Raw genomic sequence first — 18,257 nt, forward strand, 5'->3', positions numbered from 1 at the left:
CTTAGCAGTTTTTTAGTTTGAAAATTCCTAAAATAGTGCTTGGAAAGATTTTCCCATAAAAATAAACCTTGAAATTCAAGGTTTAAAATCTTTGGTGGAGATGACGAGAATCGACTCTTTTGGTTTGTAATGATTAATTTTTCAATGTTTTTTTATTTCGTGTTACGGTTATTGTTACGTTAGCCCTCTAAAAAGCTTGCGAAGTCTTCTGGAGTTTCTTTTTCTTCTTCTTCCATTATGTGAGAGTAGATCTTTAAAGTTATGCTTGGTTCGGCGTGGCCTAGTCTTTCTTGGATGTACTTTATGGATTTGCCCATGCTTAAAAGTATGGTGGCGTGGGTGTGTCTAAAGCCGTGTAATGTGATTTTTGGTAAATTGTTTTTTTCTACTATTTTATTTAATACTTTTAGGGGGTAGGATCTTGTTACAATTTTACCGCTTCTTTCGAAGATGTGTTTTTTATTTGTTTCTTTTAGCTTGATTAAGGTTTCTGCTGTTTCTTTATCTAGTGATATGATTCTTATATTGCCTGTTTTTGTGGTCGAGATTATTTGTTTGCCATTTTTGTCCCTTGATATGGATTTGCTTATGGTTAGGGTGTTGGTTTTAGGGTTTAGATCTGACCGCTCTAGGGCTAAGGCTTCTCCAAATCTCATTCCTGTGTGAGATAGGAGTCTAAAGAAAGCATAGGCTTGAGGGGTTTCGGTTTCTTTAGTGATTTCTAAAAAGTTTTTTAATTCTTCTGGTGTATAGTAGTTTTTTTTATTTATTTTTTGCATGTCTGGTTTCTCCTTTGGTACTTTGATTTTATCGAATGGGTTTGTTTCTATGGCTTTTAGGTCTTTGGCGTAATTTAGGACTGCTTTTGCGTAGATTTTTATATTGGTTACATTTTTATATCTTTTGGAGGCGTCGATGATGAAGGCTTGGGCTTGGAGCTGGGTGAATTCTTTTAGTAGGATGTCGCCGATGTAGGGAGTTATCTGATTTTTAAATAGTGATTTTATTTTGTATACGCTTTGTTCTTTGACTGTGGTTTGCCAGGTTTCTAGCCAAATTACGTAGGCGTCATTAAATGTTTTTAGTTTGGCTTCTGGTTTGGTGGGGGTTTGTGTTCTTAATTTTAGGTAGGCGTTTTCTGCTTGTTTTTTGGATTTGAAGCCTTGGCGGTTGGTTCTGATTTCTTTGCCTGTGAGGGGGTCTTTGCCTAGGTACACGTTAAATTTATAGTAAGTTTTTCCACCTTTTTGGTATTTTTTAATTTTCATTGTCCCTCCTTTCTTTTTACAGGTCGTTAAGTGTCTATATTTAGGTGTTTTTGTAGCCCCAAACGATAAATTTAGGGCTTACTTATTTTAATGCATTATCTTACAAATTCAGCTAGTAAATTTCCTTGACTTTTTTCATAAATAGACAATCCAAGATTTGAGTCTTTCAATTGATACATCAAATAAAAGTCAGTTTCACCATCTTTATTAACAGATACGCTTAAATCTTCTTTGTATTCATCGTTACTATAAGTAGTCATGTGGCAATCATAATTAACATCTTTACCCATTTGAATTGCTTTAGTTGATAAGCTAAATTGTTGGTAAGGTTTTAATGGTTGATCTACTGATTTGTTTTTAAATTTCATAGGGATAACTAAATTTAATGAGTCTTTATTTAACTCAGATTCTACCAAGAAGGCATCTCCAGTTTGTATATATGATAAATTTTCATTTTCCATAACTATATATTTTTCAGATTGTGTTTGTCCAGGTTCATCTTGAATTTGTTGAGGCTCCACATCTTTTTTTGATGTAGATTCTTCTTCAGCACTTATTTCTTCCTTTTTAGGTTCTTCTACTACCTCAGATTGTTCTGTGGGTTGTTCTGTTTGAGCTTCAACAATTTTCTCTTCCTTTGTTTCAGCTGCGTCTTCATTCCCGCTACATGCTGTAAGGGTTAGTGCAATTGCCATTAATGTGATTATTTTTTTCATATTTTCCTCCTTGAATTTATATAAAGCCTTGCGGCTAGATACCTATATTTTTCTCCTGATTTCTTTTACTACTCCTAGGATCCTGACGGGTTCGTCTCCTGGGCCGTAGGTTTGTGGGGAGTAGTTGGGATTGATAGGGCGTAGGGTTACTGTGCCATTTGGATTTTTTATAACAGTCTTTAAAGTGGCTTCGTAGCCATTTACATAGACTGCTGCGTCTGTGCCGCTTTCGCAATCTGGGGTTTTTTCAATAATAACTGTGTCGCCGTCCAAGTATTTTGGGTACATAGAATCTCCATCGACTTTAAGGCCTAGATAGGTCTTGTTTTTATCGTATTCTTTTAAGGATAGGTCTTCTGTGTCGGAGATATCTTCGATGGCTTCTATTGGGATTCCTGCTGGTATGCTTCCATAAACATTGATTGTTATGTAGTCTTGGCCTTCTACTGGATTTTTGTTTCCTAAAATTGTGTCTACGGATACATTGAATAGCTTAGCCATTTTGTTTAACATATCAATATCTGGTTCAGAATACCCTGTTTCATAATTAGATACTGTAGTTTTACCTACATGTAGTTTTTCAGAAAGTTGTTTTTGTGTCCAACCTTGTTCTTTTCTTAGTTGTCTAATCTTTTTACTAATCATAATTGCCTCCGTGTTCAAAAAATATGAACTTCTTGTTATAATATTACCCCAAAATTCAAAAATATTGAACATAGTACAAGAAATTTGTATTAATTTTAAAAAAATTACTTGACAGTCCAAGAAAATTGGACTATAATATAATTAACAAAACAAGAAAGGAGGAGATGATGAGTAAAAAAGACAATAAAAAAGATGACCAACTCATAAAGTTAGCTCTAGCAACTGCGGTAATCAGCTTGGTAGAAAAACTAATCGAGTTAGTCATCAAAATCATAGATATAGTTAGGGCTTAGCCCTACTATATCATAACTATACTCATCATAAGGAATTATGAAAGACGAAAGAAAGAAAATCGAGCTTGCTCTTAAAACTATAATAGGACTTTCTATTGTAGGAATATTGGTTAGTTTGGTTGGGGTGTTTAGGTAAGGAGAGATTGTGCACATTGGTTTGATAACAATATTCGCTAATTTACGGTCTTTGTTGATTATATACGTGATTGATAATTTTGAATTTCGTTACAAAAAACTTGTGATATGTCTGCTAGCTTTAGTTCTTGTGATAGTTGTGATGCTTCCAGTAATATCGCCTGAGTCATTTTATGGAATATAGCATTGATTTTATCTTTTGCGTCTGGGAATTCTTTGTTTCCGTTGTAATACTCAAAAAAGTCCAGCATTTCTAGATAAAAATCTATGGCATATGAAGAAGATTCTTTACCTAAATATTCTATATTTTCTAAGGTGATTGAGTTGATAGCAATAGCAATATCTGGATTGTTTATAGGATAAGGAAGGATCGGAATAGCTTTAGATAACATTTGCATGTATGGAATATATACATTGTCATATCTTTTTTGTAAAGCTTCTAGTTCCAACCTTTTGTCAGTCTTTTTCATACCTAAATAATGAGATATAAAAATGGATATTATTGATACTAATGGGGTTATCACGTTTATAAATTTTAAAATCATAGTTTCACCTCCCTTCTAACTATGATTATACTTTGAGAAAAGAGGGAGACTTTAAGGGGGTGGTTGTTATTGAAAAGGTAAATACAAAATTAAGAGAAGAAAGATTAAAGAAAAATTACACTTACGAAGATATGGCAAAACTTTTAGGATATAGCAGTAAAAGTACCTATATGTATATTGAAAGAGGTGTAACTATTCCTAAACTAGATACAATGAATGCTTTAGCTGATATATTTAAAAAGCCTGTGCAATATTTTTTTGACTTAAAAGTCCAAGAATATGGAACTAAATAACGAAACAGGCCAAATAACTTGTACAAGGAGGATTAATGAATGAATTAGTAAGTCTTAATCAGATTGTTTCTGAGATTAAGTTTTTTGAAAATCAGGCGGTGGTTTCTTATTGGGAGATTGGTAAAAGACTCAATCAAGCAAAAAACCAAGTAGGGCATGGAGAATGGATGGAATGGGTCGAAAGAAATTTGGGATATTCTCAAGAGACAACAAATAAGTTGATGAGGATTAATAATGAATTTCCAAATTCGTCTACGTTGACTAATTTGACTTTTAGCAAAGCCCTAGCCCTTACCTCAATCAAGGACGAAGAAGAACGCCAAGATTTCATAGAAAATCACGAAGTTGAGGATATGACTACAAGAGAGTTGCAGGCGGAGATTAAGGAATATAAGGAGAGTCTAAAGGCTAAGGAAGAAGAGTTTGAAATTGTAAATTCTAGCTTTAATAGCTTGAAAATTGCAGCAAGACAGAGCGAAGAAGAAAACGCGAGATTAAGGGAGGATTTAAGACAAGAAAGAGAAAAGCCAGCAGAGGTTATTGAAAAAGAAGTTATAAAAAAGGTTGTGCCAGATGATTATGAACTTACAAAGGTACAGCTTGAGAATGCTAATAAGAAACTTGAAAAGCTTATGGATATTAATCAGAGCCTCAAGGAAAAAGAAAAGCTAGCTATGAGCAAGCTTGAAAGTGAACAGGCTAATAAGAAAATCGTTGAAGATGTATCGGGTTTTCATTATAAGATAGCAGGTTTTATCCAAGAAGTTGGCGGTCTCTTATATCTAACAGAATATTTAGATAATATACCAAAGGATAATAAAAAACTATTTTTAGATTCAGCAAAGTATTTAAGAGAGTTTAGCGAACAATTATACAAAAATATAGAAGGTTATATAAACCAAAAATAGAAAGGATGATGGATGGAAACAAAAGAGATAGAAAAAATTATGTATGATTTGGAAAATGAAGCATATCACCTCATGAAATCAATAGATGCACTAAGAATTAAGGTGATACCAGAAGATGCAGATTTAAAAAATGACTACACGGGAGCATTACTTGCTATACTGGGAAATCAATCAAAATTAATCCATAAAATGGCTCAGGAAATAAATGAATATATAACTAAAGGAGATTTAGAAAATGACTGAATTAAAAAGAACAAATAATCTAGTAAATAACCCTATGATGGACAAAGACATTAACGAAATGAAGACTGAAGATTTGGTAAGGGTAATGGCAATAACTGTAAATAGTACCGCTCAAACTGTAAATCAAATTGCTTTGGAGTCACAAAGGCAAGCAATAACCTTGTCTAAGCATGACAGGAATATAGCTTATCTTTTAAAAAGAGATGAAGAAGTTAAGCTTAACGAAAGGATAGAGTCTTGGCAAGATAACATTATTAAACAGAAGGTCGCTAAGATGATTAAGAAGGAATTAGGCGATGATTATAAGAATAAGAGCAAGATGCACATTGCTTATGGTTGGACTTATAGAAATCTTGCAAACTTTGGATATGGATCAGGTTGCTCTACAAAGTTAAGACAATATGAACCTATCCTAGAAGCTTTAGATAGTGGAGTTATCAGTATTTCAAAGGCGGAAGTTGATGCAAGATATAGGAAAATTCAAAAAGATAAAAAGGAGAACAGATAATGCAAATTAAAGACTTAATAAGACTATTAGAAAAATATGATGAAGACTCAGAAATTGAATGCTTGATAAGTATTGATGGAGCTGATTATGATTTAGATATCGAAGGGGTAGGGACTATTGAAGATGATGAAGTGATTTATATCTACGCTAAGGATGAATAAGGAGGCAACATGAAAGTTTCGATAGCTGAGAGAGAATTTCTTAATAAAAAAGAAATGGCTGCTTGGCTTAGTATGAGTGAGAATACTCTTGATAACTTAGTCAAGGAGGGACTACCGATTTACAGGTGGTCAAGGAAAGTTTATTTTTTAAAAGACGATGTAAAAGAATTTTTCAGGAAAAATTACATGCTTGTAAATGAAGACTAGGAGGAAAAATGCAAGTTATTAAAATATCTAGAAAAGAAAGAATTGAACTAATGAACAAAAGAAAAAAAGACCTTGATTTCATAGATAGGGTTAAGCGTAGAGAATTAGAGGGAGCTATTAAATATAGATTGACTGAAAAAGTATTGATTACAATTGTTAGCTTATTGTGGCTAGTATTAGGACTTTCAGGGCCTACACCAATGTGCGAAATATTTTGTATACCTTTTGCCATTCTTACACTTTTTGGTGGTCTTTGGATTGTGTAAAAGCAAAAAGGCCTAGCCGAAGCTAAGCCGATTATAAAAAAACTATATAAAGATTATACCAATTTTGAAGGAAAAGAAAAGGTGGAAGATGAAGGCTAAGGATCAAGTCGATTTTTATGACTCTCTTAGGGTTATGGAAGTTGAGAGTTTAGAAAAGATACGAGAGATTCTTCTTAAAAAGAAGATGACTGATGGCAATATCAGCAAGCTTAATTTGGTTGATGTTGCGATTGCTGAAAAGCATAGAAGAAAGGGATATTTGGAGAAGTTATGAAAATAAAATTTGTGCAAGAAAAAGAATTTGAAGTTGATATTGACTTGGAAGATATTTACAAGAAGTTTGATGGAGATGTGCAGAAGGCTCTTGAAAGTGGTGAGTACGAACCTATATATGTTGGAAATAAAGATTTGGTGGTTTTTGATAGTGATCTATCACATAAAGATGTGCTTTTCAGAGATTCCCTTATAGAGGAAAAGCGTAGACAAAAGGAGTGTCACAGCAAATTATGAAAATACAATTAAAAAAATTAATATTAAAAGATTTTAAAGGAATTAAGAACTTAGAGATAGACTTCTCTGAAAAGACAAATATCAGCGGTGATAATGCTACAGGTAAAACAACAATTTTTGACGCCTACTCTTGGTTACTATGGGGCAAGGATAGTCTCAATAGAAAGGACTATGAGATAAAGCCATATGACGTAAATAACGAGGTTGTTCATAATCTAGAATCAAGTGTAGTAGGGATTTTTGATATAGACGGTAAGGAAATAAAATTCGAAAGAATTTATAAGGAGGTTTGGAGCAAAAAACGAGGATCTAACATAGAAACATTTACAGGAAATACAACGGACTTCTTGATAAACGACGTGCCTAAGAAAAAGAAGGAGTACGAAGACGAGATAGGAAAAATCGTAAGTGAAGATGAATCTAATCTTTTATCAAACCCTTTATATTTTAATACAATCCTAGATAAAAAAGAACGTCGCAGCATACTCCTTAGTCTTGTAAAAGATGTAAATATCGACGACGTAAAAGAGGCTAACAAAGAGTTAGAAAAGCTTGACTTATCGAACTATACAATAGAAGAAATCCAGGCTATGGCCAAGGCTTCTTGTAAAAAAATTAATGATAAATTAAAAGAGATACCAGCAAGGATTGACGAGCTAGAAAAGACCAAAACCACAGAAGATTTTGCTGAGCTTGAAAAGGAAAAAGAGAGTCTTAAAAAAGAGATTGAAGACCTAGACAAAAAGCTTGTGGGATCAAGAAATATTAGTGAAGAAGTAGACAAAAGATATAAGCAAATATTGGAACTAAAGAGTCAGATTGTAAAAATAAATTCTGAATTTGAAGATGGCAAAAAAGAAAAAATAAAAGACCTGGAAGAAGCTGCCCTGGATATAGGTAGAAAAATCACTATGGGCCAGTTTGAAATAAATAATATTAGAAAAAGTAATGAACTTCTTGAAAGCGACTTAAAGGCCAAAACAGAAAGTTTGAATAGAAATAAAAAGAACCTTTCAGATATGCGAATTAAGTGGGGAGAGATCCAAAAGAAAAAATTTGATGGAAGCTTATCTTGTCCTACTTGCGGAAAAGAATTTGACGAAGACAAGAAGGAAGAAGTTCTAAAGCACTTCAACCTTGAAAAAAGCCGCCAACTAGAAATGATAAGTGAATCAGGAAAAGAAATTAATAAATCAGTTTCATTTTTTAATGAACAAATAGAAGCCTTGGATAAAACTATAAAAGAAGAAGAAGCTAAGGTTGAAAAACTTTCAAAAGCCCTTGAAAAGCATATGCAGGATAGGGAAAAAATCCAAGGGCAGATAGAGAAAGTAAAAAGCTTGATTTTATGTGATAAAAAGAAAGAAGAAATAAAAAGCCTAGAGGAAAGCATAAAGACTATTGAAAAAGAAATAGCTAGTATAGGCAAGGAAGACAATACACAAATTTTAAGCCAAAAGCAGGCCTACAACGAACGATTAGAAGAAGTTAATAGCAAACTATCTAATCAGGGTTTAAATGCAGAATTAGACAAGAAAATCAAGAAATATATGGAGGAAGAAAAAGAGCTGGGAAAAGAATTCGAGATCCAGCAAGAAAAACTTTATCTATGTGATGAGTATATAAAAACTTACACACATTTAGTGAGTGACAAAATTAATGCCCTTTTCACTAAGGTAGAATTTAAACTCTTTGATACTCAAATAAACGGCGGAGTCGTAGAGACAGCAGAAGCGACTTATAAGGGTGTACCTTATGGCTCATTAAACTCTGCGGCACAGATCAACGCAGGTTTGGACGTAATAAATAGCCTATCTAAACATTATGAAAAAGAGATACCAATTTTTGTAGATAATGCTGAGTCGGTAAACGAATTAGTGAAAACTGAAAGCCAATTGATAACTTTAACAGTAAATAAATTAAAAATTTTACAAATAGAAAATTTATAGGAGGAAAAAATGACAGAATTAGCAAAAAGAAACGAAAACCAAGTGGCAAGGACAGGGGCAAGCCAGATTATAAACCAGGCCATTGATCAATATACTAACATGGTCCAACAAAATGTATTTGATGTGCCAGATAATTATAGCTACAAAAACGCCATTCAGCAGGCTAGGTATCTACTTACCAAGCCTGCGGAGAGTGGGAAAAATGCGGGCAAGACAATAATCGATGTTTGCACACCTCAATCAATACTACAATCAGTAATGGAGATGGCACAAAAGGGGCTTAATCCTGATAAAAAGCAATGTTACTTTATACCTTATGGAAATACCTGCACCTTGTCGGTTTCTTACCAAGGTAATGTAGCTTTAGCAAAGAGGAATGGGCAGGATATAGGCGAAATATACGGATATGCGGTGTATAAGGCTGATAAGTTCGAATTGGAATTTGATATATCTAAGGGGACTTACAAAATTAAGACTTACCAGCCAAACGTCAATGAATGGAAAAAAGACGATATAATCGGGGCTTTTGCAGTAATAACTGATAAGTCGGGAGAAGTCAAATACACCGAATATATGACAATGCAGCAAATTAGGGCCGCCTGGTCCATGGGTGCGGCAAAAGGAAATTCACCTGCCCATAAAAACTTCCCAGACCAACAGGCAATAAAAACTGTAAAGTCTAGGGCAGTTAAGTCCTTTGTAAATACCGCTGATGATTCTGATATAGTCGGGAATGATGACAAGTTAATAGCTTATACAGACCAGTCCTTTAAAGAGGAGCTAGAGGAAAAAGCAAACGTCCTTGAATTAGATGTGTCTGATCATGAAGAAGTAAAAGAAGTACCAGCTAATGTAAATACAGATACAGGGGAAATTATCGAAGATGAAGCCGCAGAAAATATAGAAGGTCAATCAGATTTCTTTACAGATGATTTTGAAGAAATCGAAAATCCGACATTCTAGGAGACTGATATGGAAATTGATGTATTAGGGACTGGATCAAGCGGAAATTGTTACAAGGTTAAAATCGGGAGGGCTACACTCTTAATTGAGTGTGGCTTGCCCTATAAGGTGATACAGAAAAAGCTTAATTTCAAGGTATCAGAAATCGACGCCTGCTTAATAACTCACGAACACCAAGACCACGCCAAGGCGGTTAAAGACCTAATGAAGGCTGGTGTTGATTGTTATATGACTAAGGGGACAGCAGAAGCCCTAGGGGTTAGTGGACACAGATTGAAAACTTTTAGACCGTTTGAAAAAGCTAGATATTATTCAGAAGAAATAGAAAGTTTGATAGTTTTACCCTTTGAGGCAGTCCATGACGTGGCAGAGCCAGTCAGTTATTATATCAGGACCTATAGCAAATATGACAAGAAAGAGTCCTTAGTTTTTGTGACGGATACTGCATATATGAAATATAAAATACCTGCCTGCGATGTCCTGATGATTGAATGTAATTATGTAAAATCGATTCTAGATGAGAAAGTAGAGCAGGGGAAAATTAATGTTAGCTTAAGGAACAGGATTGTAAAAAATCACCTATCTTTAGAAAGTCTTGTCGAGGCCTTAAAGGCGGCCGACTTATCCAGGTGTAAGAAGATATACGTGCTGCATTTATCGGATGGAAATAGTAATGAAGAAGTAATTAAAAGAACTATACAGGAGCTTACAGGAGTAGAGGTGGTGATATGTTAAATGGGCGATAGTAAGAGATACTACTGGTTAAAATTGCCGGAGGATTTTTATGATGATGACACGATTCAATGGATAGAAGACCAAGAAAACGGGGCGGCTTATGTAAATTTCTATCTTAAGCTGCTCCTTAAGAGCCTGTCTGATGACGGTAGGCTTATAAGATATGTGGGACAAAGGCTTATGCCCTATGACGTAAAATCACTAGCCAGGCTTACTAATACGGAGCAAGACACAGTTAGGGTTGCCCTTGAATTATTTGTCAATATTGGCCTTGTAGAAAGGCTTGAGACAGGGGAGCTTTATATGAGTCAGATCGATGAGATGATAGGGAAAGAAACTGAGGCGGCCAGGAGAAAGCGTAAGCATAGGGCTAGAAAAGAATTAACAGGAGGGAAAAAAGAACTTCCCAGCGGGACAATGTCCCAGAAAAATGGGACAATGTCACAAAATAATAGGACAATGTCCCAGCAATGTCCCACAGAGCAAGAGCAAGAGCAAGAGCAAGAGTTAGAGCAAGAGATTAGAGATAAGAGTAAGAGCAGCAGAGAAGAAGAGTTAACATATAAATGCTACTGCCAGTTTATTAAAAACCATTCAGGTATTGATGATAGGAATCTATTTGATAAGGCAATGGAACAATACGGATGGAGGAATATCTTATATACTCTTGTAGTGATTAGAGATGAAAGGAAAGTTAAGGTTTCTAGTTTTAAGTATGTACTAGAAATGCTAAGAGATGTTGAAAATTACGATGATTTTACAGTAAGTTTTGTAACTAATAGAGAAATTAAAGAATTGAGGAAATTATATGAAGATTGATTTTACACCTGAAGAAATTGGAGTTCTAGGGGCTTTAGTTTTTGATGGTCTTAATAATAAAGAGGCTGAACGATGGTTTGAGGGCATGGATGAAGAAAATAAGAAAAAAGCTAAATCGTCATTTTTCAACCTAAAGTCTAAGGTGCTTGCTGCTAGCTTTATAGCTATGGCAGACAACGTTAGCGGAGAAAAGGAGGCCTCTTTTGAATAAGGTGATTCTAATCGGGAGGCTTACAAGAGATCCTGAACTAAAATACACACAATCAAACCAAGCGGTTTGTAAATTCACCTTGGCGGTTGATAAAAACCTAAGCAAAGATAAAAGGGAAGATGCGGAGGCAGCGGGGAGACCTACTGCCGACTTCCCCAGAGTTATAGTTTGGGGTAAGGCTGGAGAAAATGCTTCTAGGTACTTATTTAAGGGCAGTCAATGTGCCGTTGACGGAAGAATTCAAACGGGTTCTTACCAGGATAAGGACGGGAAGACAATTTACACGACAGATGTCATAGCAGATAGGGTGGAATTTCTCACTAGGGTAAGCGAGGAGAAGAGAAACGATGATGGGGGTAGGAATACCTATCAAAATAATTCTGGAAGCTCTGAGGAGTTTTTTGGGGACGATTTCAGGGGGATAGAAGACGATGGAAGAATCCCTTTTTAGATAGGAGTCCTTATGACTGATTTATTAATGGGTAGTAGGTATAGAATTAATTTAAATTATATTGGTAAAGATAAGTACAGGATCTGGGATAATTACGAGGGAGAAATAATCTATATGGATGAAAAAATTGTAGTTTTTGATACTGGCTTATATAAAACTTGCCAGATGATTAAGGATTACAAGAAATTATGGAGGGCTAAGAAAAAATGAGATTGGTTATAGGTTATGTTAGTGGGAAAGAAAGAAAAATCGCTATTGATAGTTTTGAAGTGAGTGAAGAATTAGGATGCTTAAAAGCATATAAAGACGACTTACAGATTGGGATGTTTTCTTTCAATCAAGTTTGTTATTGGTTTGTGGAGGATTGATGGCTTATAACAAGTATAAAAACAGGAAAGTCACGGTTGATGGTATTAAGTTTGATTCCATGAAGGAGGCTAGGAGATATAAGGAGCTTAGGCTTTTGGAGAGGGGCGGGGCTATAACAGGTCTTGTCCTCCAGCCTAAGTTTGAACTGATCCCCACGATTAGAAGAAAGGGACACAAGACAGAGAGGGTAACCTATTACATCGCTGATTTTGCCTATACTGATAAGAAGACTGGAAAAGAGATTGTAGAAGATGTTAAGGGCTTTAAAACGGATGTGTACAAGCTTAAGAAAAAGATGTTTTTGTATAAATATCCTGAGTTTGATTTTAGGGAGATATGATTAAATTTACCAAGAAAAAGAATGTTGGAGAACTAGATGAGAAAGTGCAGAATTTATGATAAACAATTAAAAATCATTAGAGATGTAAAATTTATAGACTTTGTAGATGAAGAAGTGATATTCTATGCAGATGAATTTGAAAGCAGCGAAGGACAAATGAGTATTCATATATTTAGAAATTTTGATGAAGTCAATATTATGTGGTCTACAGGTTTAAAAGATAAAAACGGTGTAGAGATATACGAAGGTGATATATTAGTCGACTATAACGGCTTTGAGGCTGAATATAACGAAGTCAAGTGGAGCGACAAATATTGTACCTGGATGATAGAAGGTGATTTTGCTATTGACTTTTTAAGGGATTTTGCGAGAAATTGTTCATTTGAAGTAATAGGAAATATTTACGAGGATCAAGCTAGAGAGCTTATAAGTCAATAGATTGAAAGGATTAATGATGATACAAAAAATTGTAAAAAAAGAAGATTATAGGGGATATACAATTGTTGTAAAGAAAATTTTTGAAGATGGCATTTATACAATTTTTACAGATGAAAGTAAATATAGTAATTGGTATTGCGGATATGCGGTGATACCTGAAGACCACCCTTTCTATGGTGAAGATTATGACGAAGTAGAAGGCTATGTTGATGTCCATGGTGGGTTGACTTTTTCAGGTGAACTTGACGGTATTGACGGATTTTTATTAGGTTTTGATTGTAACCATTATGAAGATAGTCCAGAGGTGCAAGATGAAGAATACACCTTAAATGAGTGTAAAAGATTAGTTGACCAGCTGATTGAGATTGACAAAAGGGATTGGAAAGAAAATATAGGATGAAAGAGTTGAGCAAAACGGAGAAAAGTTGAGAAAAGTTGAGTAGAATTATAAGACTCTTACTAAAGTGTTGAAATATAGGGCTTTTGCAAGAGTTGAGAAGAACGGAGAAGAGGTTACTAGATGAAAGTAAAAGTTGAATTCTGTTTCATAGAAGACATAGAAAAACAAATAAAAGATTTTAATGTTCCTGAGGAAAAAGTCAAAGAGTATGAAAGAAACAAGGATAAATACCACAAAAAGATGATTGATTCAATAGAAAAAAACATAAAGACCATTTTGGAGTGGGAAGATTACGCTTATATTGAAGATTTTAAAATTACGGAGGTAGAATAATGAAATTTAATTTTACAGAATCAGGTAGATATACAATTAGAAAAACTATAGAGGCAGGAAGCAGAGAAGAGGCAGAACAAGTATACGAAGATTGGAAATACGGAGGTGAATTCCCCGAAGATTTACAATTTGAAGAGTATCTAGATAGAGATATAGATGAGGTGGAAGAATGAAATATAAAATTACAGCAAATTTAGACTTTACAGAAGACGTTTTAGAATTAGATGATGATTTGACCGAAGAAGAAATTGAAAAAGAGTTATACGAGTATGTGAGTAGTTTCTTTGATTGGGGATATAGGAAGGTGGAAGATGACTAGAAAAAGAGATATCAACGATTGGCTATTGTGGCTGATGGTTTTTAGGCTTTATATGGATAAGCATAGCTGGACGAGCCTTGGGTTCTGTTTACTGGGGGCAGGTTTCCTTTATGCAGTTACTGAGATTATCGATGAGAAGATGGAGGAGAAAAATGTTGATTAAATTATTTTATGATGAGGAGTTTGTCGAGGGTAAGTGTGATTATTCTTACCGAAAATTTACTGTTGATAGTTGGGAGAACTTTTGGAATATATGGAATAATGCGAGTGATTTTTTTAGGTGTGATGATACGATTGATGGAAAAAGAACTTATATTAAAAAAGACCGTGTCATTGAAATTATGGAGGAGAGGTAAATTATGAGTTTTAGGATGTTACAGGCGGATGTTTTAAGATGGGCTAAGGATAAGGATTTGCTCCACTCAGAAAATGCGGATAGGCAGTTTATGAAGTTTATCGAGGAGGTTTTTGAGTTTAGAGAAAGTCTAATAATAATAAAAAATGTGGGACAAATGATTAATCAATTTAAAGAACAAGGTATAAATGTTTACTTTAGAGAGAATTTAGTAAAAGACATGATGCTTGAAATGGGGGACATTTTTGTAACTCTTATTATCCTTTGTGAACAGATTGGGATTGACCCTGAGGAGTGCTTGCAGATGGCTTATGAGAAGATTAAAGATAGGTCTGGGAAGACTATCAACGGGACATTTATAAAAGAGGAGGATCTATGAGTTTCAAATTTAAAGGCCTAAGCCCGGCGGAAAAAATGAGAGCTAGGAAATTGTATGATGCTGAGGTCCAAAAGGTGGCGGCATCTAGTACTAGTACATCTTTAATTGAGTCTTTTCTAGCCTTGGTTTGTGAGACTTTATCAGATGAGTTCGGATGGGGGAATGTTAGACTTAATCGATTTAGAGAAAGACTGATTAATAAGTTGGATTGTATCAATACAGACCTGGTGGATTTTGAGGACATCAGGGCAAATATGAGTATTCAAAAAATAGTTATTGTTGATAGTAAAGTTCATAAAATCGACGATGACGTGAAGATAATTAAAAGAAAGGAAATCGAGGAGATGAAGGCTAGGAGAAAGCGTGCTTAAGGAGTTTTGATGGATTTTGACAAGATTAGAAAGCAGGAGAGAGACCGAGCTAGGATTGATACTATAAAGGCTAGGCTCAGAAATTACGGCAGTGACATGCGAAGATATGAGGATGAGAAGGTGAAGATTGAGATAGCAAGGGATAGGCTTAGTCTTGGGGCGTCTTGGTCTGCATCTGATGTAGCTAAGGGCGGTGGGTCTAGTCAAGAAGATTTGCAGGTGAAGATAATTGATAAGATTGATGAGTCTAGTCGAAGAATGAAACTTATTGAGATTGAAAACAGGGCTATGAAGTTAGCTATTGCTGACCTTGAAGAAGATAAGAAGTTTATTGTTGACCATATGTGGATTGCTCCAGATGGTAAAAGGCTGAGTTTTAGAAAAGCGGCTGAAATGATGAATTTATCTAAGTCTACTGTGCAAAGATTGAGCGATGATGCCTTGCTTTATATCTTTAATAGGCTTTATTTGATTGAAGGGGGTGAGGTCGATGTGAGGTAATTTTCATTTTGGGACAAAAACGGGACAATTATGGGACACATTAGCCTAAATAATGTGCTATAATGGTAATAGGTAAATTTTTAATACTGTTTAACTCTAGGGATAGGCAATAGGGCCTGTCCTTTTCTTTTGTTATTTTTAAGCTTATGAGTCAGGCTGCCAACGCCTCCTTATTTATAAATTTTTTGGTACCTGGGTATGGTGCTGCTGTTACGTTAACTACTAATCTATGATTTTTCTGCTGTTTGCCGTTGGTGGTCTGGCTGATAGGCTTAAAGAATTATAATTTTTATAAACGAGCTTTTAAAGGCTTGTCTTTTTTTGTACTTATTTAGTCTGAATTTGAAATTTTATAATAAAAAAGAGAGGGCAATCACTCCCTCTCTTTTTCTTGCTTGTCAGATAAGTTCCGACTTGCACGAAAGATTAAATCTTTCTTCTGACAAACTAGCACAAATTACGCTCTAATGTGCTTTTATTATAGTACCTGATGACTATTTACACTATTATTATATGATATGATGACGGTTTCAGCAAGTACAACTCATATAATTCTATTTGAAATTGTGATTGTCTAGCATCTAGCGAAGATGTATATTTGAAAAAATGCTGACCTATCATCTACATTTCATTTTTTATAAGTGTTTATCTTTTATTTGATGATAAAGTGAAACTAATGCTATTGTAAGCATAATGATTTCATAAATTGTCATCGGGGTACTCCTTTCTAGAATCTAGAAAGTTGTAAGAATATTATACATAAATTTATTAAATTGACAATTAGTAGGTAACGATAAAGAAAGGGGTGATGTACTTTGAAGAAATTGACAATAAAACAGAAGAAGTTTGCTGATGAGTACATCAAGACAGGGAATGCGACTCAAGCTGCTATTAATGCTGGTTACAGTAAGAAAACAGCTGCAACAATAGGAGCTCAAAACTTAATAAAACTTAATATAAAAACTTATATTGATAAAAAATTATCAGAGTTAGAAGCTAAGACAATTGCAGAATCAAAAGAGGTCCTGCAGTATTTGACATCGGTTTTAAGAGGTGAAACCCACGATGAAGTTTATTACAAGACTGAGTATGGAGGGGAGGCCTTGGGCCAGGTTCAGGTGCAAAATAAAGATAGGCTTAAGGCTGCAGAACTCTTAATGAGAAGATTTGGTCTAAATGCTTCTGACCTAGAGAAAGAAAAGCAAACAATACAAATCGAAAAGACTAAAACAGAAATTGACATCATGAAAGGTATATCAGAAGAAATTGAGGACCTTGAAGATATAGATAGGATGATTTATGGAGATGATTAAGAAGAGAAGAACAATTCCCTTCAGGTTTTCCAAAAAGCATGTCGACTATATCAGGAATTGTAAAAATAATACTTATAACATCGCAGAAGGAGCGGTAAGAGCTGGTAAAACTGTTGATAATGTTTATGCCTTCGCCCATGAATTAAGGACGACTAAGGACAGATTACATCTAGCTACAGGGTCTACTGTTGCAAACGCCAAGCTAAATATTGGTGACGCCAACGGTTTTGGGCTTGAATATATCTTTCGTGGTCAGTGTAAGTGGGGAAAATATAAAGATAATGAAGCATTGATTATAAAAGGACCCTACACAAAGCAAAGAGAAAGAATAGTAATATTTGCGGGTGCTGCCAAGGCTGATTCTTACAAGAAAATACGTGGTAACTCCTATGGAATGTGGATTGCTACAGAAATTAACCTCCATCATAAAGACACAATCAAAGAAGCTTTTAACCGTACTGCTGCGGCTAATATGCGTAAGTTTTTTTGGGATTTGAACCCTTCAAGTCCTAACCATTTTATTTATTCAGACCACATAGATAAATATCAGTCAATGGTAGATGATGGAATAAAATTTGGTGGATATAATTATAAGCACTTCACTATCGATGATAATATCAATATTTCCGACCAAAGAAAAAAGGAGATAAAACTCCAGTACGATCCTAATTCTGTTTGGTATAAAAGGGACATACTTGGTTTAAGGGTAGTAGCCGAAGGACTTATTTATAAGCAGTTCTCAGACTGTCCGGAAAATTATTTGATTGACGGCAAGCCTCACGAACTACAGATTATACAAATAGGAGTGGACTTCGGTGGAAATAATTCAAAACATGCTTTTGTTTGCTGTGGTCTTAGTCGAGGCTTTAAAAAGGTCTATGCTTTAAGGTCTGAGAGATTAGAACCTGATAAGCCTACAGATTTATATAATCAACTAATAGACTTCGTAAGAGTTATTCAATCTACTTATGGAAACGTCGACCTTATATATGCAGATAGTGCGGAGCAAGTATTAATCAAGGGCATGCAAAAAGCCTTGTTAGATGCAAATTTAAATATAAAGATTAAGAACTCTATCAAGAACCCAATCAATGACAGGATAAGGCTTGTTAATACTTTGGTCGCTTCTGATAGGTTTTTTTATACAAAGAATTGTGAAAGTTTAGTGGATGCTTTATCTACTGCGGTTTGGAAGGAAGAAGAAATGGAAGACATAAGGCTTGATGATGGAACAAGTGATATTGATACCCTAGACGGCTTTGAATACTCCATTGAAAAATTTATAAAGGTACTGATGAATGTATAGGAGTTTT

General features: G+C 34.7%; 35 protein-coding genes. 31 read left to right on the forward strand and 4 right to left on the reverse strand.

All coding sequences use genetic code 11. From position 1 onward, the window contains the following. Positions 1-179: 179 nt before the first annotated feature. From C8269_RS01680 to C8269_RS01690, 3 genes are all read right to left on the reverse strand, one after another. A complete protein-coding gene (locus C8269_RS01680; protein ID WP_106460122.1) occupies positions 180-1,268 on the reverse strand; it encodes a tyrosine-type recombinase/integrase in 1,089 nt (362 codons plus the stop codon). A 95-nt stretch (positions 1,269-1,363) separates the two neighbouring features. Then, a complete protein-coding gene (locus tag C8269_RS01685) occupies positions 1,364-1,984 on the reverse strand; it encodes a hypothetical protein (RefSeq protein WP_106460123.1) in 621 nt (206 codons plus the stop codon). A gap of 42 nt (positions 1,985-2,026) precedes the next feature. Next, positions 2,027-2,629: a LexA family protein gene (locus C8269_RS01690; protein ID WP_234025817.1), complete on the reverse strand. Its 603-nt coding sequence runs from the start codon at positions 2,627-2,629 to the stop codon at positions 2,027-2,029. 167 nt (positions 2,630-2,796) lie between these two features. On the opposite strand from C8269_RS01690, the gene C8269_RS11055 reads away from it, so the two are divergent. Then, the gene (locus tag C8269_RS11055) at positions 2,797-2,922 is read left to right on the forward strand and encodes a hypothetical protein (protein WP_267895191.1); all 126 of its coding nucleotides are present in this window, start codon (positions 2,797-2,799) and stop codon (positions 2,920-2,922) included. A gap of 194 nt (positions 2,923-3,116) precedes the next feature. Here C8269_RS11055 and C8269_RS01695 read toward each other — a convergent pair whose 3' ends face one another. Beyond that, positions 3,117-3,602 carry a hypothetical protein gene (locus tag C8269_RS01695; protein WP_106460124.1) on the reverse strand — a complete coding sequence of 162 codons (486 nt, stop codon included), beginning with the start codon at positions 3,600-3,602 and terminating at the stop codon, positions 3,117-3,119. A gap of 32 nt (positions 3,603-3,634) precedes the next feature. On the opposite strand from C8269_RS01695, the gene C8269_RS01700 reads away from it, so the two are divergent. The 30 genes from C8269_RS01700 to C8269_RS01820 all read left to right on the forward strand — a co-directional run bounded on the left by C8269_RS01700 (position 3,635) and on the right by C8269_RS01820 (position 18,250). Then, positions 3,635-3,895 carry a helix-turn-helix transcriptional regulator gene (locus C8269_RS01700; RefSeq protein WP_106460125.1) on the forward strand — a complete coding sequence of 87 codons (261 nt, stop codon included), beginning with the start codon at positions 3,635-3,637 and terminating at the stop codon, positions 3,893-3,895. Between the two features lie 35 nt (positions 3,896-3,930). After that, complete coding sequence (locus tag C8269_RS01705) at positions 3,931-4,803, forward strand: DUF3102 domain-containing protein (RefSeq protein ID WP_106460126.1); 873 nt, start codon at positions 3,931-3,933, stop codon at positions 4,801-4,803. 12 nt (positions 4,804-4,815) lie between these two features. Continuing rightward, the gene (locus C8269_RS01710; protein WP_106460127.1) at positions 4,816-5,046 is read left to right on the forward strand and encodes a hypothetical protein; all 231 of its coding nucleotides are present in this window, start codon (positions 4,816-4,818) and stop codon (positions 5,044-5,046) included. Next, positions 5,039-5,554, forward strand: coding sequence for a hypothetical protein (locus tag C8269_RS01715; RefSeq protein WP_106460128.1), 516 nt, complete (start codon positions 5,039-5,041; stop codon positions 5,552-5,554). The genes C8269_RS01710 and C8269_RS01715 overlap by 8 nt, the downstream gene beginning before the upstream one ends. Next, positions 5,554-5,715: a hypothetical protein gene (locus tag C8269_RS10750; protein ID WP_158698366.1), complete on the forward strand. Its 162-nt coding sequence runs from the start codon at positions 5,554-5,556 to the stop codon at positions 5,713-5,715. The genes C8269_RS01715 and C8269_RS10750 overlap by 1 nt, the downstream gene beginning before the upstream one ends. Before the next feature lie 9 nt (positions 5,716-5,724). Continuing rightward, positions 5,725-5,922, forward strand: coding sequence for a helix-turn-helix domain-containing protein (locus tag C8269_RS01720; protein ID WP_106460129.1), 198 nt, complete (start codon positions 5,725-5,727; stop codon positions 5,920-5,922). Between the two features lie 8 nt (positions 5,923-5,930). Beyond that, a complete protein-coding gene (locus C8269_RS01725; protein WP_106460130.1) occupies positions 5,931-6,188 on the forward strand; it encodes a hypothetical protein in 258 nt (85 codons plus the stop codon). An 88-nt stretch (positions 6,189-6,276) separates the two neighbouring features. After that, a complete protein-coding gene (locus C8269_RS01730) occupies positions 6,277-6,462 on the forward strand; it encodes a hypothetical protein (RefSeq protein ID WP_106460131.1) in 186 nt (61 codons plus the stop codon). Further along, positions 6,459-6,698 carry a hypothetical protein gene (locus C8269_RS01735; RefSeq protein WP_106460132.1) on the forward strand — a complete coding sequence of 80 codons (240 nt, stop codon included), beginning with the start codon at positions 6,459-6,461 and terminating at the stop codon, positions 6,696-6,698. Before C8269_RS01730 ends, C8269_RS01735 begins: the two co-directional genes overlap by 4 nt. Beyond that, complete coding sequence (locus C8269_RS01740) at positions 6,695-8,647, forward strand: AAA family ATPase (RefSeq protein WP_106460133.1); 1,953 nt, start codon at positions 6,695-6,697, stop codon at positions 8,645-8,647. The genes C8269_RS01735 and C8269_RS01740 overlap by 4 nt, the downstream gene beginning before the upstream one ends. 9 nt (positions 8,648-8,656) lie before the next feature. Continuing rightward, a complete protein-coding gene (locus C8269_RS01745; RefSeq protein WP_106460134.1) occupies positions 8,657-9,610 on the forward strand; it encodes a RecT family recombinase in 954 nt (317 codons plus the stop codon). A 9-nt stretch (positions 9,611-9,619) separates the two neighbouring features. Beyond that, entirely contained in the window at positions 9,620-10,345 is a 726-nt protein-coding gene (locus tag C8269_RS01750; RefSeq protein WP_106460135.1) for an MBL fold metallo-hydrolase, read from the forward strand. Next, positions 10,346-11,164 carry a phage replisome organizer N-terminal domain-containing protein gene (locus C8269_RS01755; protein WP_106460136.1) on the forward strand — a complete coding sequence of 273 codons (819 nt, stop codon included), beginning with the start codon at positions 10,346-10,348 and terminating at the stop codon, positions 11,162-11,164. Continuing rightward, the gene (locus C8269_RS01760; RefSeq protein ID WP_106460137.1) at positions 11,154-11,375 is read left to right on the forward strand and encodes a hypothetical protein; all 222 of its coding nucleotides are present in this window, start codon (positions 11,154-11,156) and stop codon (positions 11,373-11,375) included. The genes C8269_RS01755 and C8269_RS01760 overlap by 11 nt, the downstream gene beginning before the upstream one ends. Then, on the forward strand, positions 11,368-11,826 hold the full coding sequence (locus C8269_RS01765) for a single-stranded DNA-binding protein (RefSeq protein WP_106460138.1): 459 nt from the start codon (positions 11,368-11,370) through the stop codon (positions 11,824-11,826). Before C8269_RS01760 ends, C8269_RS01765 begins: the two co-directional genes overlap by 8 nt. Before the next feature lie 12 nt (positions 11,827-11,838). Continuing rightward, positions 11,839-12,036 (forward strand): hypothetical protein, encoded by a 198-nt coding sequence (locus tag C8269_RS01770; RefSeq protein WP_106460139.1) that lies wholly within the window; start codon positions 11,839-11,841, stop codon positions 12,034-12,036. Continuing rightward, on the forward strand, positions 12,033-12,194 hold the full coding sequence (locus C8269_RS10755) for a hypothetical protein (RefSeq protein ID WP_158698367.1): 162 nt from the start codon (positions 12,033-12,035) through the stop codon (positions 12,192-12,194). Before C8269_RS01770 ends, C8269_RS10755 begins: the two co-directional genes overlap by 4 nt. Further along, complete coding sequence (locus tag C8269_RS01775; RefSeq protein WP_199792142.1) at positions 12,194-12,535, forward strand: DUF1064 domain-containing protein; 342 nt, start codon at positions 12,194-12,196, stop codon at positions 12,533-12,535. The genes C8269_RS10755 and C8269_RS01775 overlap by 1 nt, the downstream gene beginning before the upstream one ends. 36 nt (positions 12,536-12,571) lie before the next feature. Continuing rightward, positions 12,572-12,973 (forward strand): YopX family protein, encoded by a 402-nt coding sequence (locus tag C8269_RS01780; protein WP_106460141.1) that lies wholly within the window; start codon positions 12,572-12,574, stop codon positions 12,971-12,973. A 16-nt stretch (positions 12,974-12,989) separates the two neighbouring features. Beyond that, positions 12,990-13,373, forward strand: coding sequence for a hypothetical protein (locus C8269_RS01785; RefSeq protein WP_106460142.1), 384 nt, complete (start codon positions 12,990-12,992; stop codon positions 13,371-13,373). 120 nt (positions 13,374-13,493) lie between these two features. Further along, positions 13,494-13,706, forward strand: coding sequence for a hypothetical protein (locus tag C8269_RS01790; protein ID WP_106460143.1), 213 nt, complete (start codon positions 13,494-13,496; stop codon positions 13,704-13,706). Beyond that, on the forward strand, positions 13,706-13,879 hold the full coding sequence (locus C8269_RS10760; RefSeq protein WP_158698368.1) for a hypothetical protein: 174 nt from the start codon (positions 13,706-13,708) through the stop codon (positions 13,877-13,879). The genes C8269_RS01790 and C8269_RS10760 overlap by 1 nt, the downstream gene beginning before the upstream one ends. Further along, the gene (locus C8269_RS10765; RefSeq protein ID WP_158698369.1) at positions 13,876-14,025 is read left to right on the forward strand and encodes a hypothetical protein; all 150 of its coding nucleotides are present in this window, start codon (positions 13,876-13,878) and stop codon (positions 14,023-14,025) included. The genes C8269_RS10760 and C8269_RS10765 overlap by 4 nt, the downstream gene beginning before the upstream one ends. Next, complete coding sequence (locus tag C8269_RS10770) at positions 14,018-14,188, forward strand: hypothetical protein (protein ID WP_158698370.1); 171 nt, start codon at positions 14,018-14,020, stop codon at positions 14,186-14,188. Before C8269_RS10765 ends, C8269_RS10770 begins: the two co-directional genes overlap by 8 nt. Beyond that, positions 14,178-14,381 (forward strand): hypothetical protein, encoded by a 204-nt coding sequence (locus C8269_RS01795; RefSeq protein ID WP_106460144.1) that lies wholly within the window; start codon positions 14,178-14,180, stop codon positions 14,379-14,381. Before C8269_RS10770 ends, C8269_RS01795 begins: the two co-directional genes overlap by 11 nt. 3 nt (positions 14,382-14,384) lie before the next feature. Beyond that, a complete protein-coding gene (locus tag C8269_RS01800; protein WP_106460145.1) occupies positions 14,385-14,759 on the forward strand; it encodes a MazG-like family protein in 375 nt (124 codons plus the stop codon). Further along, the gene (locus tag C8269_RS01805) at positions 14,756-15,130 is read left to right on the forward strand and encodes a hypothetical protein (RefSeq protein ID WP_106460146.1); all 375 of its coding nucleotides are present in this window, start codon (positions 14,756-14,758) and stop codon (positions 15,128-15,130) included. Before C8269_RS01800 ends, C8269_RS01805 begins: the two co-directional genes overlap by 4 nt. 9 nt (positions 15,131-15,139) lie before the next feature. Beyond that, positions 15,140-15,631: a hypothetical protein gene (locus C8269_RS01810; protein WP_106460147.1), complete on the forward strand. Its 492-nt coding sequence runs from the start codon at positions 15,140-15,142 to the stop codon at positions 15,629-15,631. Between the two features lie 815 nt (positions 15,632-16,446). Next, a complete protein-coding gene (locus C8269_RS01815) occupies positions 16,447-16,944 on the forward strand; it encodes a terminase small subunit (protein ID WP_106460148.1) in 498 nt (165 codons plus the stop codon). Continuing rightward, positions 16,931-18,250, forward strand: coding sequence for a PBSX family phage terminase large subunit (locus C8269_RS01820; RefSeq protein WP_106460149.1), 1,320 nt, complete (start codon positions 16,931-16,933; stop codon positions 18,248-18,250). The genes C8269_RS01815 and C8269_RS01820 overlap by 14 nt, the downstream gene beginning before the upstream one ends. The last annotated feature ends 7 nt before the right edge of the window (positions 18,251-18,257 follow it).

The sequence above is a fragment of the Anaerococcus sp. Marseille-P3915 genome, assembly GCF_900258475.1.
Taxonomy (GTDB): Bacteria; Bacillota; Clostridia; order Tissierellales; family Peptoniphilaceae; genus Anaerococcus; species Anaerococcus kampingae.

Coding starts and splice junctions, on each gene's coding strand:
- C8269_RS01680 (WP_106460122.1), bottom strand. CDS start 1,268: ATGAAAATTAAAAAATACCAAAAAGGTGGAAAAACTTACTATAAATTT.
- C8269_RS01685 (WP_106460123.1), bottom strand. CDS start 1,984: ATGAAAAAAATAATCACATTAATGGCAATTGCACTAACCCTTACAGCA.
- C8269_RS01690 (WP_234025817.1), bottom strand. CDS start 2,629: ATGATTAGTAAAAAGATTAGACAACTAAGAAAAGAACAAGGTTGGACA.
- C8269_RS11055 (WP_267895191.1), top strand. CDS start 2,797: ATGAGTAAAAAAGACAATAAAAAAGATGACCAACTCATAAAGTTAGCT.
- C8269_RS01695 (WP_106460124.1), bottom strand. CDS start 3,602: ATGATTTTAAAATTTATAAACGTGATAACCCCATTAGTATCAATAATA.
- C8269_RS01705 (WP_106460126.1), top strand. CDS start 3,931: ATGAATGAATTAGTAAGTCTTAATCAGATTGTTTCTGAGATTAAGTTT.
- C8269_RS01710 (WP_106460127.1), top strand. CDS start 4,816: ATGGAAACAAAAGAGATAGAAAAAATTATGTATGATTTGGAAAATGAA.
- C8269_RS01715 (WP_106460128.1), top strand. CDS start 5,039: ATGACTGAATTAAAAAGAACAAATAATCTAGTAAATAACCCTATGATG.
- C8269_RS10750 (WP_158698366.1), top strand. CDS start 5,554: ATGCAAATTAAAGACTTAATAAGACTATTAGAAAAATATGATGAAGAC.
- C8269_RS01720 (WP_106460129.1), top strand. CDS start 5,725: ATGAAAGTTTCGATAGCTGAGAGAGAATTTCTTAATAAAAAAGAAATG.
- C8269_RS01725 (WP_106460130.1), top strand. CDS start 5,931: ATGCAAGTTATTAAAATATCTAGAAAAGAAAGAATTGAACTAATGAAC.
- C8269_RS01730 (WP_106460131.1), top strand. CDS start 6,277: ATGAAGGCTAAGGATCAAGTCGATTTTTATGACTCTCTTAGGGTTATG.
- C8269_RS01735 (WP_106460132.1), top strand. CDS start 6,459: ATGAAAATAAAATTTGTGCAAGAAAAAGAATTTGAAGTTGATATTGAC.
- C8269_RS01740 (WP_106460133.1), top strand. CDS start 6,695: ATGAAAATACAATTAAAAAAATTAATATTAAAAGATTTTAAAGGAATT.
- C8269_RS01745 (WP_106460134.1), top strand. CDS start 8,657: ATGACAGAATTAGCAAAAAGAAACGAAAACCAAGTGGCAAGGACAGGG.
- C8269_RS01750 (WP_106460135.1), top strand. CDS start 9,620: ATGGAAATTGATGTATTAGGGACTGGATCAAGCGGAAATTGTTACAAG.
- C8269_RS01755 (WP_106460136.1), top strand. CDS start 10,346: ATGGGCGATAGTAAGAGATACTACTGGTTAAAATTGCCGGAGGATTTT.
- C8269_RS01760 (WP_106460137.1), top strand. CDS start 11,154: ATGAAGATTGATTTTACACCTGAAGAAATTGGAGTTCTAGGGGCTTTA.
- C8269_RS01770 (WP_106460139.1), top strand. CDS start 11,839: ATGACTGATTTATTAATGGGTAGTAGGTATAGAATTAATTTAAATTAT.
- C8269_RS10755 (WP_158698367.1), top strand. CDS start 12,033: ATGAGATTGGTTATAGGTTATGTTAGTGGGAAAGAAAGAAAAATCGCT.
- C8269_RS01775 (WP_199792142.1), top strand. CDS start 12,194: ATGGCTTATAACAAGTATAAAAACAGGAAAGTCACGGTTGATGGTATT.
- C8269_RS01780 (WP_106460141.1), top strand. CDS start 12,572: ATGAGAAAGTGCAGAATTTATGATAAACAATTAAAAATCATTAGAGAT.
- C8269_RS01785 (WP_106460142.1), top strand. CDS start 12,990: ATGATACAAAAAATTGTAAAAAAAGAAGATTATAGGGGATATACAATT.
- C8269_RS01790 (WP_106460143.1), top strand. CDS start 13,494: ATGAAAGTAAAAGTTGAATTCTGTTTCATAGAAGACATAGAAAAACAA.
- C8269_RS10760 (WP_158698368.1), top strand. CDS start 13,706: ATGAAATTTAATTTTACAGAATCAGGTAGATATACAATTAGAAAAACT.
- C8269_RS10765 (WP_158698369.1), top strand. CDS start 13,876: ATGAAATATAAAATTACAGCAAATTTAGACTTTACAGAAGACGTTTTA.
- C8269_RS10770 (WP_158698370.1), top strand. CDS start 14,018: ATGACTAGAAAAAGAGATATCAACGATTGGCTATTGTGGCTGATGGTT.
- C8269_RS01795 (WP_106460144.1), top strand. CDS start 14,178: ATGTTGATTAAATTATTTTATGATGAGGAGTTTGTCGAGGGTAAGTGT.
- C8269_RS01800 (WP_106460145.1), top strand. CDS start 14,385: ATGAGTTTTAGGATGTTACAGGCGGATGTTTTAAGATGGGCTAAGGAT.
- C8269_RS01805 (WP_106460146.1), top strand. CDS start 14,756: ATGAGTTTCAAATTTAAAGGCCTAAGCCCGGCGGAAAAAATGAGAGCT.
- C8269_RS01810 (WP_106460147.1), top strand. CDS start 15,140: ATGGATTTTGACAAGATTAGAAAGCAGGAGAGAGACCGAGCTAGGATT.
- C8269_RS01820 (WP_106460149.1), top strand. CDS start 16,931: ATGGAGATGATTAAGAAGAGAAGAACAATTCCCTTCAGGTTTTCCAAA.